Origin of the sequence: Pseudooceanicola nitratireducens, assembly GCF_900109195.1 — a bacterium.
Classification (GTDB): domain Bacteria; phylum Pseudomonadota; class Alphaproteobacteria; order Rhodobacterales; family Rhodobacteraceae; genus Pseudooceanicola; species Pseudooceanicola nitratireducens.
Genome location: NZ_FNZG01000002.1, coordinates 256,191 through 273,035, shown reverse-complemented (window position 1 = coordinate 273,035; position 16,845 = coordinate 256,191). Strand labels below are relative to the sequence as shown.

Sequence of the window (16,845 nt, the reverse complement as noted above, 5' to 3'; positions counted from 1 at the left end):
CGCAGTCCGGCCCAGAGGTCTGCCCGCAGATCGGGCTGGCAAAAGCGGTTGCGAACAGCCCCGCAGGCCGCCCGGTGCCCGCCGAATCCCGCAAACCCGGCCCGGCCTTTCCCCCCGACAAAATCTGCACCATGATGCGCCCTATACAACCAGGGGGGACACCATATGCGCGATTTTCATCTTCCGGGCCGCTCGCCCGTCTGGGCCGAGGGCGGCGTCTGCGCGACCTCCTCCCCCCTTGCGGCGCAGGTGGCGGTGCAGATGCTGCGCGATGGCGGCAACGCCCTGGATGCCGCGATGGCCGGGGCCTTTGTCCTTGGCATCACCGAACCGCCCATGTGCGGGCTGGGCGGGGATTGTTTTGCGCTGATCTCTCCGGCTGGAAGCGAAGAGATCCACGCCTTCAACGGTTCGGGCCGCGCCGTCGCCGGGGCCGATCCTCAGGTGCTGCGCGACCGGGGTGAGGCGTCCGTGCCGCTGACCGACCCGCTGGCTGTCACCGTGCCGGGGGCCGTCGACGGGTTCTTCCGCATGAACGCCCTGTGGGGGAAGAAGGGCATGGACACGATCCTGGCCCCCGCCATCCACTATTTCGAAACCGGCGTTGCCATGGCCCCGCGCGTGGTCAGCGACTATGCCGGGCTGGCCCCCAACATGACCGAAGCCGGGAAGGCACATTTCCTGCCCTGGGGCCGCGCGCCCAGGCCCGGTGACCGCCTGACCCTTCCCGGACAGGCTCAGGTGCTGCGCCGCATGGCCTCCGACGGGGCCCAGGCCTTCTATACCGGTGAGGTCGCCGAGGACATCATCACCACGCTCACCGCCCTGGGCGGGCCGCATACGCTGGACGATCTGGCGGCCCATGAGGGCATGGAAACAGACCCTATTTCAGCCGAATACCACGGGATCGAACTGTGGGAACATCCGCCAAACGGCCAGGGCGCAACCGCCATCCTGCTGGCCAACATCCTGGCCCAGTTCGACATCGCCGCGATGGATCCCAACGGGGCCAAGCGCATGCATATTCAGGCCGAGGCCACCCGCCTGGCCTATGACGCCCGCAACCGCCTTCTCGCCGATCCCGATCACATGGCGCGGCTGGATCACATGCTGGACTTGGACACCGCGCGCCGCCTGGCCGCGCTGATCAACCCCGCAAAGGCCACTGCCAAACTGACCGAAAGCGCCGACGCGGTGCACAAGGACACGGTCTATATCACCGTGGTCGACAGCGACCGCATGTCCGTGTCGCTGATCTATTCGGTCTTCCACGGCTTCGGGTCGAACATCTGCACCGACAAGTTCGGCATCATGCTGCAGAACCGCGGCGCAGGCTTCAGCCTGACGCCGGGCCACGCCAACGAAATGGCCCCCGGCAAACGTCCGATGCACACGATCATTCCCGGCATGCTGAAGCAGGACGGCAAGGTCATCATGCCCTTCGGCGTCATGGGCGGGGCCTACCAGGCCTGTGGTCACGCGCATTTCCTGTCGAATATCCGCGACTTCGGCATGGACCCCCAGGCCGCCATCGACGCCCCCCGCGCCTTCCCCGAAGGTGATGTGCTGACCATCGAGAACGGCTTTGCCCCCGAGGTCCTGCAAGAGCTGTCGGACATGGGCCACACACTTGGCGCCCCCAAGACCGCCATCGGAGGGGCCCAGGCGATCCGCATTCACGACAACGGATTTCTCGAGGCCGGGTCGGACCCGCGCAAGGACGGCTGCGCGATCGGGTATTGACCCGGTCGCGTCGCAGAAACGTAGCCAGCTGCGGGCACCCGCAGTCGGATAGCTTAGTTCAGCTGGAAATGCAGGGGATAGGTGCCATCCTGGAACGGCCCGAACAGGTCGGGAATATCGGGATGGTCCACCGGCTCACCGGAATAATCGGCGACCAGGTTCTGTTCGGACACATAGGCCACGTAATAGCTTTGGTCGTTTTCGGCCAACAGGTGATAGAACGGCTGTTCTCTCGACGGGCGGCTGTCCTCGGGAATGGCGTCATACCATTCCTCGGTGTTGGCGAATTCCGGGTCGACGTCAAAGACCACACCCCGGAAGGGGTGTTTCTTGTGCCGGACAACCTGTCCAAGATGATATTTGGCGCGAGTCTTCAACATGTCTTGCGGCCCCCTTGTGCCACACCTACCCTCATCATCCGGGCTATGTCCAACAATGTAACGAAAAATTAAGGAAACACTCTGTGAACCTCGCCCTGACAGTGCTTGAAATTGTTGCTCCAGTTTTCCTTTTGGCCGCGATCGGCTTTGGCTGGGTCAAGGCCGGATTCGAGTACCGGGTCGAATTCGTCACCCGCCTGGCGATGACGCTTTCGGTGCCCTGCCTGATCTTCGTGGCGCTGATGAAAGCGCAGATCGACCCCTCGGCGCTGACCGCGCTATCGCTGGCCTCGGTCGTGGCCTATGGGGTTCTGACCCTGGTGGTCGCCGCCGCACTTGCGATGATCGGCTACAACCAGAGGACGTACCAGGCCCCGCTGATCTTCGGCAACACCGGCAACCTCGGCCTGCCGCTGGCGCTGTTTGCCTTTGGCGAAACCGGCCTGTCCTACGCGGTCGTGGTCTTTGCCGTCATGGCCATCTGGTCCTTCACCTACGGCATCTGGATTGTTTCGGGCGGCGGGTCGCTGACCAAGGCGCTGAAGGAACCTCTGGTCTGGGGCACGGTGCTGGGCGGGATCTTCCTGTGGCAGGGCTGGCAGACGCCGCCTTTCCTGACCAACACGCTTGAGTTGATCGGCCAGATGGCGATTCCGCTGATGCTGATCACGCTTGGCGTGGCCGTGGCGCGGCTGTCGCCCGGCAACCTGGTCGCCGCCATCGGCATGTCGGTTGTGAAACTGGTGCTCTGCGTCGCGATCGCCTGGGGCGTAGGCCGGATGTTCGCGCTGGATGACGTGGCCTTTGCCGTTCTGGTTCTTCAGATCGCGACGCCGGTCGCCGTGACCTCATACCTGCTTGCGGAAAAATATGGCGCCGATGCACAATCCGTGGCCGGTTTGGTGGTTGTTTCGACGCTGTTGTCCGTTCTCGCCATCCCGGTGATTCTTGCCGTGCTGCTGTGAACCCCGCCAAATTGTGAGTTCACCCGCAGGCGCGTTTTTGTTAGAACGACACGAAAGTGCGTCAGACACAAAAGAGCGAGCAGACAGATGATCCGAGCGTTAAGCGCCGTGCTGATCCTATTGTTGGTTGCGTCCTGCGGCGGCCCGAAGGGATCCCCCCGAAATCTCGATAACGCCTGCCTTCTGTTGCAGGAGCGCAAGCCCTACGCCCGCGCCTTCCGCAAGGTCGAGCGGAAGTGGGGCGTGCCGACCCATGTCATGATGGCGATGATCCATCAGGAGAGCAAATTCGACGGCAACGCCCGTACCCCACACCGCTTTGCCCTGGGCATCATTCCCATGGGGCGGCAGTCCTCGGCCTATGGCTACAGCCAGGCGCTGGATGGCACCTGGGATGATTACCGCAACGAAACCCGCAACCGCGGCGCGCGGCGCAACAATTTCGACGACGCCACGGATTTCATGGGCTGGTACATGAACAAGACGCGCGACAAGCTGGGGATCCCGCTGTCCGACGCGATGAACCAGTACCTGGCCTATCATGATGGCCATTCCGGCTATGCCCGTGGCACCTGGAAAAGCAAGGCCTGGCTGGTGGATGTGTCACAGCGCGTCGCGGCCCGTGCGCAGCTGTACCAGGGTCAGCTGGCGCGCTGCCGCTATCGCTAAGCGGCAGCAGGCAATCGGTTAGCTTTTGTGGCCGGCAGGATCACCTGTCGGCCACAAATCCATCCTGGAAGTTGAACAGACGCTGGCTCAGGCTCATGCCCGTCTGCATGTCGCCCAGCACCACGGTCGTGGCGGAGCCGCTGTCGTCATGTACGACCCACTGACGCAGCTGCGTCGGGTTCGCGGTGAAGACCAGTTCGATATAGCCGTATTCCGGGTTCTCCGGGTCCTGTGCCTTCACGATGGTCGAGGGCCCCTCTTCCCGGTGGCCAGTGACCATGTTGGCGCGGCCCAGGTCGACGGTTTCGTCCAGGATAATGTTCAGCGGCGTGCGCTTCAGGGGGTATTGCTCGACCGACTCGTCGCCCTTTTCGTCGAAGATGCCGACCACCCCGTGATCCGCGATCACATAGGCCTTGTTCGGCGGGTCATATTCGAACCGCATCTTCCCCGGCCGTTTCAGGTACAGCGTCCCCGTCGACACCGACCCGTCGCCCGCGATCTGGGTGAACTTGGTCTGCGCCGTCGTGATGCCGTTCAGATAGGACGACAGGGTGTTCAGGGGAATCTTCTCGGCCCAGGCAGCAGGCGCAGCCAGGGCGAGGGTCAGGGCCGAAGCGGCCATCAGGCGAAGTGGTTTCATGGCTCGAAAATAGGCCTCGCGTCAGTCACGTACCAGAGGGCAACGCTCACATTGCGGTCAACGTTCCTTTCAATCGGCCCATCTTTGCCGGGCTAGAAGCCGCGCTTTTTCAGGGTCTTAGCCGGTTTGGCGGATTTCAACACCGCCGGCCATTCCTGACAATATCTGTCAACTATATGATTTTATTGAATTTTCTCTTGAAACCCTTTTGCGATGATCCTAAGTCTTGGTTCAAGAACGGCCCGCTAGCCAGCGCCAGCCAGCAGATCGCCAGCCAGCTTAACGCCAGCTCGCATAACGCTCGCCAGCAGCAGCAAGCCAGCCACGAAAAAAGGCAGCCCACGGGCTGCCTTTTTTGTTTGCGCCCCTCAGCCCGTCCCGGAATGAAAACGGCCGCCCGGATGTCCGGACGGCCGCTTGTCATCAAACCATGGGTCCGGGCTTACTGCTCGGGCACCAGGATCTCGCGTTTGCCGACGTGGTTCGCCGGGGACACCAGGCCTGCATCCTCCATCTGTTCGACCAGGCGGGCGGCCTTGTTATAGCCGATGCCCAGTTTGCGCTGGATATACGAGGTCGAGCATTTGCGATCCTTCGCCACGATGGCCACCGCCTGATCGTACAGCGCATCTTCGCCATCGGTGTTGCCACCGGTGTTCAGACCCAGCACCGCATCGATGTCGTCGGCCTTGTCGTCATCCGGGCCCTCGACCACACCACCGACATAGGACGGCGGACCATAGGCCTTGAGGTGGTTCACGATCTCTTCGACCTCTTCGTCCGACACGAAGGGCCCGTGGCAGCGGGTGATCTTGGCCCCGCCGGCCATGTAAAGCATGTCGCCCATGCCCAGAAGCTGTTCGGCACCCATTTCGCCCAGGATGGTGCGGCTGTCGATCTTCGAGGTCACCTGGAAGGAAATCCGGGTCGGGAAGTTCGCCTTGATCGTGCCGGTGATGACGTCCACGGACGGACGCTGCGTGGCCATGATCAGGTGGATGCCGGACGCCCGCGCCATCTGTGCCAGACGCTGGATGCAGGCTTCGATCTCTTTCCCGGCGACCATCATCAGGTCGGCCATCTCGTCGACGATGACGACGATATAGGGCATCTTCTGGGGCGCGAATTCTTCGGTCTCGAACACCGGATCGCCGGTGTCGTCGTCAAAGCCGGTCTGCACGGTCCGGCTGAACATCTCGCCCCGGCTTTGCGCGTCGGCCACCCGGCTGTTGTAGCCGTCGATGTTCCGCACGCCCATCTTGGACATCTTGCGATAACGTTCTTCCATCTCGCCCACGACCCATTTCAGGGCCACAACCGCCTTTTTAGGGTCTGTAACGACCGGAGACAGCAGGTGCGGAATGCCGTCGTAAACCGACAGTTCCAGCATCTTGGGGTCGATCATCACCAGGCGCAGATCGTCCGGCGTCAGCTTGTACAGCAGCGACAGGATCATCGTGTTGATCGCGACCGACTTACCCGAACCGGTGGTCCCCGCGATCAGAAGGTGGGGCATCTTGGCCAGGTTCGCGACGATCGGGTCGCCGCCGATGTCCTTGCCAAGCGCCAGGGGAAGCTTCTGGTTGCCGTCGCCGTAATCCCGGGTCGACAGGATTTCTCGGAACGACACCATTTCGCGTTTTTCGTTCGGCAGTTCGATCCCGATCACCGAGCGGCCCGGCACGGTCGAAACCCGTGCGGACAGCGCCGACATGGACCGCGCGATGTCGTCGGCCAGGCCGATGACGCGGGATGCCTTCAGGCCCGGCGCGGGCTCCAGTTCATACATGGTGACCACGGGGCCGGGGCGGACGCTGACGATCTCGCCCTTGACGCCATAGTCGTCCAGCACGTTTTCCAGCATCTTCGCGTTCTCTTCCAGCGCCTCATCGCTCAGCACGTGGCGTTCGATGTTGCGCGGGTCGGCCAGAAGACCAAGCGGCGGCAGTTCATAGTCGACGGCACTGTCTTCGAACTGAAGCGAGGGCTGCTGTTCCAGCTGCGCCCGGGTCGAGGGCACGATGGCCTTGCGCGGTGTATGCTGCACGACGCTGGCGCGGGGTGCGGCCGGGGCGGCGCGCGGAACCGGCGCGGGCTGCGGGGCGGCCATCGGCTGGGCCGGGACGTCATAGGACGCGTCGTAGGCCGCGTCATACTCGGCGTCATAATCGGGGGCCATGTCGGCCTCGATATACTCGGCCTCTTCCGCATAGGCGTCATAGGGCGCGTAGTCGTCATAGCCGTCTTCGACCATCTGCGCCTCGGGCTGGGCCGTTGGTTGGACCGGAGCCTGTGCTGCGGGCTGCACCACGCGGGGCGCGGGCGCGGTCAGCGGAGGTTCGGCCACGGCACGCGGCGCAACCGACGTCAGCGGCGGTTCGCTGCGCTGCTTGTCGAACAGAAGAGGACGCGGGCCATGACCACGACCCCGGGTCAGCGGCTTGTCGTCCTGCATCGGGGCCTCGACCGCTTGCGACTGCGGCTGCGCGGTGCGCGACCGGACGACCTCGGCGATGCGGGCGCGGATGCGGTCGTTGCCGGGCGCGGGGACCGGGGCGGCAACCATGCGCGGGGCTTCCTCGATCAGCTCGGGCTCGGGCATGACTTCAGGCTCTGCACGGCGGATCAGAGACGGAATTCGCCCCATCAGGCCGGGACGCGACTGGCCTGCCATGCTGGGTTCCGGCGCGGCCCAATGTTCTTCTTCCGTGTCGGACCAGCGCTGCTGATCGCCATAGGCATAGGCGTCCTGCCCCTGCATCTGCGCGGCCTGCGCGCGATCCGCGCGGCGGCGTTCACTGCGTTCCCGCTGGATGGCCTGCAACTGGGCCGCCCCCTGAAGGGCCCCGACAGCCCCGCGACCCAGCATCCGGGCGGCGAAGGCATAGATCATGATGACGCCGACCAGCAGGTATTGCGCGATGCGCCGCAGTTCCAGCGCCGAGAACCCGGTGACGAACAACCCAAGCGCCACGACCGGCGCGGCCAGGATGATCGATACCATCTTCAGCGCGAAAGACGGCCCCACGGGCGCAATCCCAAGCGTCGCGCCCAGCACGGTGTCGCCGAACAGACCACCCATGCCGAAGCGATGCGACCAGTCCTGATCGGGCACCATGGTCGAGGCATAGACCGACAGCAGCGCAACCCAGATCGGAGCAAAGATCAGACGGCCGATGGCGCGGTCTTCACCGCGGTGCATCGCCAGACGGATGCCCCAGGCCAGCACGACCACGGCGACGCCCCAGCTTCCGGCCCCGATGACCATGTACATCGGCGCAGCGATGGACGCCCCGAACCGGCCCAGCCAGTTCTGCACCGGCGCGTCATGCGCCGACATCCACGACGGATCGTCCGGCGTGTAAGAGGCGATCAGCATCACGGCCAGGACCCCGACCAGGATCAGGACCAACCCGGCCAGTTCCTTGCCGCGCCGTTCGATGGATGCCTGCATCTCGCTATCGAACAAAGGGTCTCCGCCACGTGTCTGGAATGCCATCTCGCCTCGTCCTCATTTATACAGATGGTCGCGCAGCGTGGTCAGCGCCTTGGCCATCTCGTCTTTTGGGGTCACCAATGCGACCCTGATATAGGGTTTTCCGGGGTTTTCGCCGTCCACCTCGCGGGCGAGGTAGGCCCCGGGCAGGACCCGGATCCCCGTCTGTGTCCAAAGGTCCAGGGCGGCGGCTTCGCCATCCTCGACCGGCAGCCAAAGGAAGAACCCGCCCTCTGGCCCCTGATAGCCGGGCACGCCGTCGAAAATGCGATCGGCCACGGCAAATTTCTCCTGATAAAGCGCGCGGTTCTCGACCACATGCTCTTCATCCGCCCAGACGCGTTCGGCCACCTTCTGCAGGGGCAGCGGCAGCGGCGCCCCGGAATAGGCCCGCAGCTGGCGGATCCGCTTGGCCGATTCAGGCCCGGCAGCAATAAAGCCCGAGCGCAGGCCCGGCAGGTTCGACCGTTTCGACAGCGACTGGAAGATCACCACCCGTTCAGGATCGGCACCGATTTCCTGCGCGACCTCGAGGATGCCGACGGGCGGTTCGTTCCGGTAGATCTCGGAATAGCATTCGTCACTGAACACGGTGAAATCGTGCTTTTCCGCCAGCGCCAGCAGGGTCTTCCAATAGGCGCGGCTGGCCACGGCCCCCTGCGGGTTGGCGGGCGAACAGATATAGGCCCCGGTCACCCGGTCCAGCAGATCCGCAGGCAGCGACGCATAGTCAGGCATGAACCCGTTTTCCGCTGTTGCAGAGACGAATTTCGGCTCTGCCCCCACGGAAATCGCGCCGATCATGTAGACTTGGTAGAAGGGGTTCGGGATCAGCACGACGGGCCGCTTGCCCGCCTTCTGTTCCGGCAACAGCGCCATGGCGGCGTTATACAGCCCTTCGCGCGATCCGTTCAGCACCATGATCCGGTCCACGCCAACAGACACGTCATAGCGACGCGCGATCCAGTCCGAGATGTTCTGCAACAGCTCGGGCGTGCCGTCATTCGGCGGATACTTGGCAAATCCGTCCACATTGGCCGCCAGCACATCGCCCACCCAGGATGGGAAGGGATGCTTGGGCTCTCCAATCGTCATGTTGACGACCGGACCGCCCGGGACATGGCTGTCCAATAGCGCACGCAGGCGCGGGAACGCATAAGCCGGAAGGTTCGAAAACCGCTCGGGAAACATCAATACTGCCTCAGGATCGGGATCATTCGTGCCCCGTTTCCCAAAACTTTATCCAAATGTTGTGGCTGCGTCCAGTGGGATAGCCATGCCGTAGGGCCGTTGTGGCATTTCAGACATGGCGTTCTGTCCCGCGGCGCAGGTGCGGAAAACCCGCCCTCAGGCCAGTGCGCGTTCCGCCGCGATCCCGATCCGCACCAGCGCCCCTTCGCCCATGGGACGGCCCATCAGCATCAGCCCGCAGGCCGGTGTGCCCGTGGGCAGCGTCAGCGCAGACAGCCCCAGCACGTTGCCGACGCGAGTGTTGCGCAGGGCCAGCAGGTTTTCGGTCACGTAATAGTCCTGATCCGTCATCAGGCGGTCGCGGTCCGGCGGCAGGATCGGCGCGGTCGGCGCGATGACCGCGTCGAACCCGGCGACACGGGCGTCCCAGGCCTTGCGCGCATCCTTCAGCACGGTCCAGGCGGCGACGAAATCCGGCGCGGACATCTCACCCCCTGACCGGAAGCGGCCCAGGATCTGGTCGAACATCTTCTCGGGCGCGGCCTCGATCACGTCTTTCCACAACCCATAGGCTTCGGCGGCATAGACCGACGACTGGGCCAGGGCATCCGTGACCTCGGGCGCATCAAAGGGCACCACCTCGGCCCCGGCGGCGCGCAGTTTCCCGACCGCCGCGTCATAGCCCGCCAGGGGCGCGTCGCGGATGTCGTCCAGCACCGCAGTCTGCAACGCCCCGAAGCGCAGACCCTTCAGCGACGTCCCCCGCAAATCCGCCGGTTTAGAGCCTTCGAGCACCGACAGAAGCAGGGTCGCATCCTCGACACTGCGGCACAGCGGGCCCACGGTGTCGAATGAGGTACACAGCGGCACCGCCCCTTCTAGCGACAGCCGGCCGGAGGTGGTCTTGAGCCCGACAAGGTCGTTCCAGGCGGCCGGGATCCGCACCGATCCGCCGGTGTCCGACCCGATGGCCGCCGCTGCCAGCCCGAAGGCGACCGAGGCCGCCGCCCCCGAGGACGATCCCCCCGGCACCCAGTCGGGGTTATGCACATTGGGCGGGGTTTCGGTCATCGGGTTCAGGCCCAGCCCGGAAAAGGCCAGTTCCGACAGATGCGTCTTGCCCAGGCAGACCAGCCCATGGGCCGAGGCCACCTCCAGCACATGGGCGTCACGATCCGGCACCCGGCCTTCCAGCAGGGCGGACCCGGCTTCGGTCGCGATGCCGGCACTGTCGAACAGGTCCTTCCAGGACACCGGCACCCCGTCCAGCGGGGACTTGCGCGTGCCGGCGCGGGCGCGGATCGCGGCGGCGCGCGCCTCGGCCCGGGCGCGGTCGGGGGTGAGCCGGGCATAAATGCGGTCGCGGTGCTCATGCGCCTCGATCGCCGTCAGAAAGACCTCGCACAGGGCCTCCGGGTCGATATCACCGGCCGCGATCCCGCGCCCCAGGTCCGCCGCCGTCATCCACCGCCATTCATCCATGATGCACCCTCCGATTTTGCCGCGACGGTAGCGGCACCGCGGCGCATGGACAATCCCGCCCGGAAGCCCATATTCGGCGGCATGGAACATGACAGCGATATCCTGATCGTCGGCGGCGGCCTGAACGGCCCCGCGACCGCCCTGGCCCTGGCCCATGCCGGGCTGACCAGCACCGTGATCGACGCCCTGCCCGCCGCCCCGCGACAGGATCAGGATTTCGACGGCCGGTCCTATGCGCTGGCGCTGGCCTCGGTCCGGTTGCTGCGGCGTATCGGGGTCTGGGACCACGTGGCCGACCACAGCCATCCCATGCTGGAGATCAAGGTCACCGACGGCCGCGCAGGGGAAACCCCCAGCCCCTTCCTGATGCATTTCGACCACGCCGAGATCGAGGAAGGCCCCATGGGCCACATGGTCGAGGACCGCTATCTGCGCCGCGCCCTGATGGACGCGATGGAGGCCAACCCCCGCATCACCGTGCTGAACGGCGAAACCGTCGTGGCGCAGGACACCGACGGGGCCGCCCGGGTCACCCTGGCCTCGGGACGGGTGCTGACCGGATCGCTGCTGATCGGCTGTGACGGGCGCCGGTCCGGCACCGCGGAACGGGCCGGGATCAAACGCACCGGCTGGGACTATGGCCAGACCGCGCTGGTCTGCGCGATCCAGCACGAAAAGCCGCACAACGGCGTGGCGCATCAGTTCTTCCTGCCGCCCGGACCGCTGGCCATCCTGCCCCTGCCCGGCAACCGCAGTTCCATTGTCTGGAGCGAGAGCGCCGCCAATGCCGCCGCCTTCCAGGCGCTGAGCGATGACGATTACCTGACCGTCCTGCGGCCGCGCTTCGGTGATTTTCTGGGCGACATTTCCCTGGCCGGGAAGCGCTTCACCTATCCGCTTAGCCTGACGGTTGCCGACAGTTTCATCGCGGATCGGCTGGCGCTGGTCGGGGATGCGGCCCACGGGATGCATCCGATTGCCGGTCAGGGCCTGAACGCCGGGCTGCGCGACATCGGGGCCCTGGCCCAGGTCCTGGGCGAAGCGCGGGCGCGGGGCGAAGACGTGGCCTCGATCCTGGTGTTGCGGCGCTATCAGGAATGGCGGCGCTTTGACACCGCATCGCTGGCCATGGCGACGGACCTGTCCAACCGGCTGTTTTCCAGTGACAATCCGCTGCTGCGCATGGCCCGTGACATCGGCATGGGGGCGATCAACGCCACCCCGCGCCTGCGCCGCACCTTCATCCGCGAAGCCGCCGGCCTGACCGGCGACCTGCCCGCGCTGATGCGTTAGGCGTCCAGCACGCGGGCTTCGTCTTCCAGCATGATCGGAATGCCGTTGCGGATCGGGAAGGCCAGGTTCGCAGCCTTGCTGACCAGCTCCTGACGTTCGGCGTCATAGGACAGCGTGGTCTGGGTCAGCGGACAGATCAGCGCCTCGAGCATACGGCGGTCGAAAGGCGTCTGGCGCGGGGTCTCGTTGGCATCGCTCATTGCAGCACTCCGGTCTCGTCCCCGCCGCGCAGGGCATATTCGATCAGCGTCACCAGGGTTTCGCGCCGCGTGGTCAGCGAAGGTGCCTCAAGAAGCGCCTGCTTGTCCTCGGGGTCGAAGCCCAGCAACATGGACAGAGAGTTGATCAACATCTCATCCTCGGCCTTTTCCAGCGTTTCCCAATCCGTGTCCAGTGACTTGGCGCGGAAGTACTTGTCCAGAAGCGTCAGGAAGGTCGCGCGATCAAAGCCCGGATCACGCTCTTCTTCCCGCGCAAGATCCTGTTCGAACCCCGCCCAGTCGACCGAGGCCCGGCGGTAGGGCACAAAGCCCGCGACCTCTTCGCGCAGCCGGAACCGCGACACGCCTGCAAGCGTGATCATGTACCGCCCATCCTCGGTTTCGGAAAACTGCGTGACGCGCCCGGCGCATCCGATCAGGTGCAGCGGCGGGCCCTTGGCCTCGTCCTCGGCCCCGGAAAAGCGCGGATCGGGCTGGATCATCCCGATCAGCCGATCCGGCGTTTTCAGCACATCCTCGAACATCGCCAGGTAGCGCGGTTCAAACAGATGCAGCGGCAACCGCGACCGGGGCAGCAGCAGCGCCCCGGGCAACGGAAAGACAGGGATCACCTGCGGAAGATCGGACCTTTTCAGCATGATCCAGAACTAGTGCGCGCCGGGGATCAGGCAAAGGGGATCAGGCAAATATCATCGAGCTGAGTTTCCGCCGTCCGTTCAGCGCGATCGGATCCTTGGCATCCAGCGCCTCGAAGATGGTGAAAAGCTGCGCCTTGGCCGCCCCGTCGTTCCACTCGCGGTCCCGGCGGAACAGGTCCAAAAGCTGGTCGACCGCGCCCTGCGCATCGCCCGAGGCATGCAGCGCCTGCGCCAGATCGAACCGGGCCTGGTGATCGTCCGGCGTGGCCTCGACCGCGGCCAGAAGATCCGCCACCGGACCGGCGTTTGCGGCCTGTTTGGCCAGCTCGATCTGGGCGTGGGCGGCTTCCAGCTCGGGGGTGGCGGAAATCTCGGCCGGGGCACCGTTCAGCGCGGCCTCGGCCTGGTCGACCTGGCCAAGCGCCAGGTAGGACCGCACCAGCCCGCCGTAGGCGCCCGCATGGTTGGGGTCCTCCTGAAGGATCGCCGCAAAGGTTTCTGCCGCATCCTCGGCCGCGCCCTGCTCCAGCATCTCTTCCGCGGCGGCCACCGCATCATCCAGCCCGCCCGAGGCATCGCCCCCGGCGGCCTCGATCGCGCGCTTGATGAAGGCGTCGATCTCGGATCCCGGAACCGCGCCCTGGAACATGTCGATCGGACGCCCCTGCACAAAGGCGACGACGGTCGGAATGGATTGCAGCGGCAGCCCCTGCTGCGACAGCGCCTGGGTCAGCCGCTGGTTCTGGTCGACGTCGATCTTGACCATCTTCACCGCGCCCTTGGCGGCGATCACGGCCTTTTCCAGCATCGGGCCAAGCGTCTTGCACGGGCCGCACCAGGTGGCCCAGAAATCGACGATCACCGGCACCTCGTTCGAGGCGTCGACCACGTCGGTCATGAAGTTTTCCTCGGTCACGTCCTTGATCAGGTCGCCTGCCGGGGCCTGTGTCTGCGTTCCGCCCAGTTCGATCATCTTGTCCATCCCCATATCTTGGCCCGCTCCAGGGGCCCGAATGCTGTCCGTGCCGCGTCACAGCGGCTGTTGCGGCCTATATAAGGGCGCGGCCCCCCGCTTTCCAAGCCACAGCCGCCCCGACTGGACCGGATTACAGATCAAAGGTCGCCAGAACCGGCGCGTGATCCGAGGGCTGGGTATAGCCCCGGACGTGGCGCAGGATGCGCGACCCGTGACCGGCGTTCGAGATATCGGGCGTGGCCCAGATGTGATCCAGCCGCCGGCCCTTGTCGGCCGCATCCCAGTCGGGCGACCGGTAGGACCACCAGGAATAGAGGTTCCCTTCGGGGATGTCCTGCCGGGTGATGTCGACCCATTTGCCCGCGTCCTGGGTCTGCGCCAGATGCTCGACCTCGATCGGGGTATGGCTGACGACCTTCAACAGCTTCTTGTGATCCCAGACGTCGTCTTCGCGCGGGGCGATGTTCAGATCGCCCACAAGGATCGCCTTTTCCGGCGTCTCGGCGTGGAAAAAGTCGCGCATCTCGGTCAGGTAATCCAGCTTCTGGCCGAATTTCTCGTTGATCGCGCGGTCGGGTTTGTCACCCCCCGCGGGGACGTAGAAGTTGTGGATCGTCACGCCGTTTTCCAGCCGCCCCGCGATGTGGCGCGCATGGCCGAGGCTGGCGAAATCCCGGTCGCCCGCGTCCTCGATCGGCAGCTTCGACAGGATCGCCACCCCGTTATAGCCCTTCTGACCGCGCGCGATCATATGGGTATAGCCCAGCTCGGCAAAAGCCTCACGCGGGATCTTGTCGACGGGGGATTTGCATTCCTGAAGGCACAGGACATCGGGGCCCTCTTCCTGCAGCACCTGCAGCACCAGCGGCTCTCTCAGCCGGACCGAGTTGATGTTCCACGTTGCAAGCGTAAAGCCCATGTTCAGCCTCCGGGTCTGTTCGGCCCCGGGGTAACACGGCACGGCCCGAAGGAATATGCGAAAACGCGCGGTTTCGGGGGGCTGTTAACGGGCGGGAAAAGGTTTTGCCTTAGGCAGGGGGCATGATCGATGGCCGACTCTCTCTTGCATGGGGGATGGCGGCGGGCCTTGTGCTGGCCGGCCCCCTTTTGCCCCTTCTTGCCGCCCCGCCAGTGCGGGGGGCGGGCGATGGCCCTGTGCTTGTGCTGACACCCCCCTGGGGCGATGCCCTGCAGGTGGTGGCGGATGCCGGTGGCCGACCGGTCGGGCCCGGGCAATCCTGGCTTGGGCTGCTTGCCACGCCCGAAACGGCGGACCTCACGGCAGATTTTCCCGCGGCGCTGCGGGCTTCCGGGGCCTGGGCGGTCCTGAACGGCCGGGTGGTCGCGGCCCTATGTGGATGGACAGGCTGATGGATCGGACGGATTTTGAACAGGCGCAGCACCAGGCGATGACGCGCATCGCCCTTGGTACGCTGGCCTTCGTGCCCCTTGCCCCGCTGGTGGCCTGGGCCGTCGGCAACGCCCCCCTGCCGGTGCTGCTGTTTGCCGCCCTCGCCGCCGGTGCGGGCTATTTCGGATCGCTTTCGGGCGGGGCCTCGGGGCGGATGATGACCGCGCTTGGCCTGCTGGGGCAGGCCATGGCCCTGACCGCGGCTCTGGCCGGACACGACTGGCAGGTCGACAGCCACATGCTGTTCTTCGCCCTGCTCGCCGTGACCATGGCCATGGCCGATCCCGGGGTGATCCTTCTGGGCGCGGGGGTGACCGCCGCCCATCACGCCGGGTTGTCGCTGTTGATGCCCGCGCTGATCTATCCGTCGTCTGACCTGGTGGCGAACCTGGAACGCACCGCGATTCACGGCACCATCGTCGTGATCGAAACGGCGGTGCTGTTCATCGCCATCCGCCAGCGGATCGCCATGGATGCCGATGTCGCCGCCGCGCATGACGCCGCCCGCCAGGCCGAGGCCGCAGATCACCAGAACCGCGCCCAGGCCCTGGCCGCGCAACGCGCCATCGTCGACCACCTGCGCCAGGCCATGGCGCGTCTGGCCGACCGTGACCTGACCGCCCAGATCGACGCCGACCTCGGGGCGGAAAACAATCAGCTTCGGCAGGACTTCAACACCGCCGTTCAGGAACTGCGCCGCACCGTCGAAATCGTCGTGACCAACGCCGACCTTGTTTCGACCGACGCGGGGTCGATTTCCGCCGCCGCCAACGATCTGGCCACCCGCACCGAACGCCAGGCCGCCGGCCTGGAAGAGGCCGTGTCCGCCATCCAGCAGATCTCGGCCTCGGTCCGCAGTTCCGCCGATGCGGCGCGACTGGCGAACTCTGTCGTCGACACCGCCCGCCACCACGCCGAAGATTCGGGTGAGGTGGTGAAACGCGCAACCGACGCCATGTCGGCCATCGAAACCTCCTCCCACGCCATTTCCTCGATCACCGAGGTCATCGACGAAATCGCCTTTCAGACCAACCTTCTTGCCCTGAACGCGGGGGTCGAGGCCGCGCGCGCCGGGGAAAATGGCCGCGGTTTCTCGGTCGTCGCGACCGAGGTGCGGGCACTGGCCGCCCGCTCCTCGAACTCCGCGCGCGAGATCAAGGAATTGATCGCGCAAAGCAACGAACAGGTCGAGGCCGGGGTGCAACTGGTCCGCGCCGCCGGAGAGGCGCTGTCCCGGATCAGCGGCTCTGTCTCCGAGGTCTCGAACCACGTCGCCGCCATCGCCGGCTCGGCCGAGGAACAGGCCGGCACGATTTCCGCGATCGAGGGCACGATGCAGGAACTCGACAACGTCACCCAGCAGAACGCGGCCATGTTCGAAGAAACTTCCGCCGCCTCGGTCGCCCTGACGCAAGAGGCACAGTCCCTGAACGACGCCGTGGCGCGGTTCAACATCGGATCTGCCACCCCGCACGGCCCGAGCATTGCCACAACCGCCCGCGCCGAACCGCTGCGCAAAGTTGTAAACGCCCCCTCCCCCGCCCCCACAGGCGAATGGAGCGAATTTTGAGGCGTGTCGTGGGCGGAGCCTCGCCCCGTCCGCGCCTGACCCCGCCCTGATCAGATCGGACCTGACCTGACAAGGCAATCGGCGGTTCACCCGCCACCCACAATGCTCAGCGGCAGCGGCAGCGGCAGCGGCAGCGGCAGCGGCAGCGGCAGCGGCAGCGGCAGCGG

The 16,845-nt window shown here is 65.4% G+C and carries 14 protein-coding genes; 5 read left to right on the top strand and 9 right to left on the bottom strand.

Annotated features, from left to right (window positions below; all coding sequences use genetic code 11):
* Window positions 1-165 precede the first annotated feature (165 nt).
* Window positions 166-1,743 (top strand): gamma-glutamyltransferase family protein, encoded by a 1,578-nt coding sequence (locus tag BMX99_RS07160; protein WP_093449382.1) that lies wholly within the window; start codon window positions 166-168, stop codon window positions 1,741-1,743.
* Between the two features lie 53 nt (window positions 1,744-1,796).
* Here BMX99_RS07160 and hspQ read toward each other — a convergent pair whose 3' ends face one another.
* On the bottom strand, window positions 1,797-2,123 hold the full coding sequence (gene hspQ, locus BMX99_RS07155; protein ID WP_093449380.1) for a heat shock protein HspQ: 327 nt from the start codon (window positions 2,121-2,123) through the stop codon (window positions 1,797-1,799).
* Window positions 2,124-2,206: 83 nt separating this feature from the next.
* Here hspQ and BMX99_RS07150 point away from each other — a divergent pair, with 83 nt between their 5' ends.
* Both BMX99_RS07150 and BMX99_RS07145 read left to right on the top strand, forming a co-directional pair.
* Window positions 2,207-3,088, top strand: a complete 882-nt coding sequence (locus BMX99_RS07150; RefSeq protein ID WP_093449377.1) for an AEC family transporter — start codon at window positions 2,207-2,209, stop codon at window positions 3,086-3,088.
* Between the two features lie 87 nt (window positions 3,089-3,175).
* A complete protein-coding gene (locus BMX99_RS07145) occupies window positions 3,176-3,757 on the top strand; it encodes a transglycosylase SLT domain-containing protein (protein WP_093449374.1) in 582 nt (193 codons plus the stop codon).
* Window positions 3,758-3,797: 40 nt separating this feature from the next.
* Here BMX99_RS07145 and BMX99_RS07140 read toward each other — a convergent pair whose 3' ends face one another.
* The 4 genes from BMX99_RS07140 to BMX99_RS07125 form a co-directional block, all read right to left on the bottom strand.
* Window positions 3,798-4,400: a LolA family protein gene (locus BMX99_RS07140; RefSeq protein ID WP_093449372.1), complete on the bottom strand. Its 603-nt coding sequence runs from the start codon at window positions 4,398-4,400 to the stop codon at window positions 3,798-3,800.
* 442 nt (window positions 4,401-4,842) lie between these two features.
* On the bottom strand, window positions 4,843-7,899 hold the full coding sequence (locus BMX99_RS07135) for a DNA translocase FtsK (protein WP_093449370.1): 3,057 nt from the start codon (window positions 7,897-7,899) through the stop codon (window positions 4,843-4,845).
* A gap of 12 nt (window positions 7,900-7,911) precedes the next feature.
* Window positions 7,912-9,090 (bottom strand): aminotransferase class I/II-fold pyridoxal phosphate-dependent enzyme, encoded by a 1,179-nt coding sequence (locus BMX99_RS07130; RefSeq protein ID WP_244525490.1) that lies wholly within the window; start codon window positions 9,088-9,090, stop codon window positions 7,912-7,914.
* Window positions 9,091-9,243: 153 nt separating this feature from the next.
* Window positions 9,244-10,569, bottom strand: a complete 1,326-nt coding sequence (locus BMX99_RS07125; RefSeq protein WP_093451159.1) for an amidase — start codon at window positions 10,567-10,569, stop codon at window positions 9,244-9,246.
* Between the two features lie 81 nt (window positions 10,570-10,650).
* On the opposite strand from BMX99_RS07125, the gene BMX99_RS07120 reads away from it, so the two are divergent.
* The gene (locus BMX99_RS07120) at window positions 10,651-11,862 is read left to right on the top strand and encodes an FAD-dependent monooxygenase (protein WP_093449365.1); all 1,212 of its coding nucleotides are present in this window, start codon (window positions 10,651-10,653) and stop codon (window positions 11,860-11,862) included.
* On the opposite strand, the gene BMX99_RS07115 is transcribed toward BMX99_RS07120, so the two are convergent.
* The 4 genes from BMX99_RS07115 to BMX99_RS07100 form a co-directional block, all read right to left on the bottom strand.
* On the bottom strand, window positions 11,859-12,062 hold the full coding sequence (locus BMX99_RS07115) for a Trm112 family protein (RefSeq protein WP_093449362.1): 204 nt from the start codon (window positions 12,060-12,062) through the stop codon (window positions 11,859-11,861). The two genes, BMX99_RS07120 and BMX99_RS07115, sit on opposite strands and share 4 nt — an antisense overlap.
* Window positions 12,059-12,721: an LON peptidase substrate-binding domain-containing protein gene (locus BMX99_RS07110; RefSeq protein ID WP_093449359.1), complete on the bottom strand. Its 663-nt coding sequence runs from the start codon at window positions 12,719-12,721 to the stop codon at window positions 12,059-12,061. The genes BMX99_RS07115 and BMX99_RS07110 overlap by 4 nt, the downstream gene beginning before the upstream one ends.
* Before the next feature lie 40 nt (window positions 12,722-12,761).
* Complete coding sequence (locus tag BMX99_RS07105) at window positions 12,762-13,694, bottom strand: thioredoxin family protein (protein WP_093451156.1); 933 nt, start codon at window positions 13,692-13,694, stop codon at window positions 12,762-12,764.
* 133 nt (window positions 13,695-13,827) lie between these two features.
* Window positions 13,828-14,616, bottom strand: coding sequence for an exodeoxyribonuclease III (locus tag BMX99_RS07100; protein WP_093449356.1), 789 nt, complete (start codon window positions 14,614-14,616; stop codon window positions 13,828-13,830).
* A gap of 451 nt (window positions 14,617-15,067) precedes the next feature.
* Here BMX99_RS07100 and BMX99_RS07095 point away from each other — a divergent pair, with 451 nt between their 5' ends.
* Window positions 15,068-16,678 (top strand): methyl-accepting chemotaxis protein, encoded by a 1,611-nt coding sequence (locus BMX99_RS07095; RefSeq protein WP_139199453.1) that lies wholly within the window; start codon window positions 15,068-15,070, stop codon window positions 16,676-16,678.
* The last annotated feature ends 167 nt before the right edge of the window (window positions 16,679-16,845 follow it).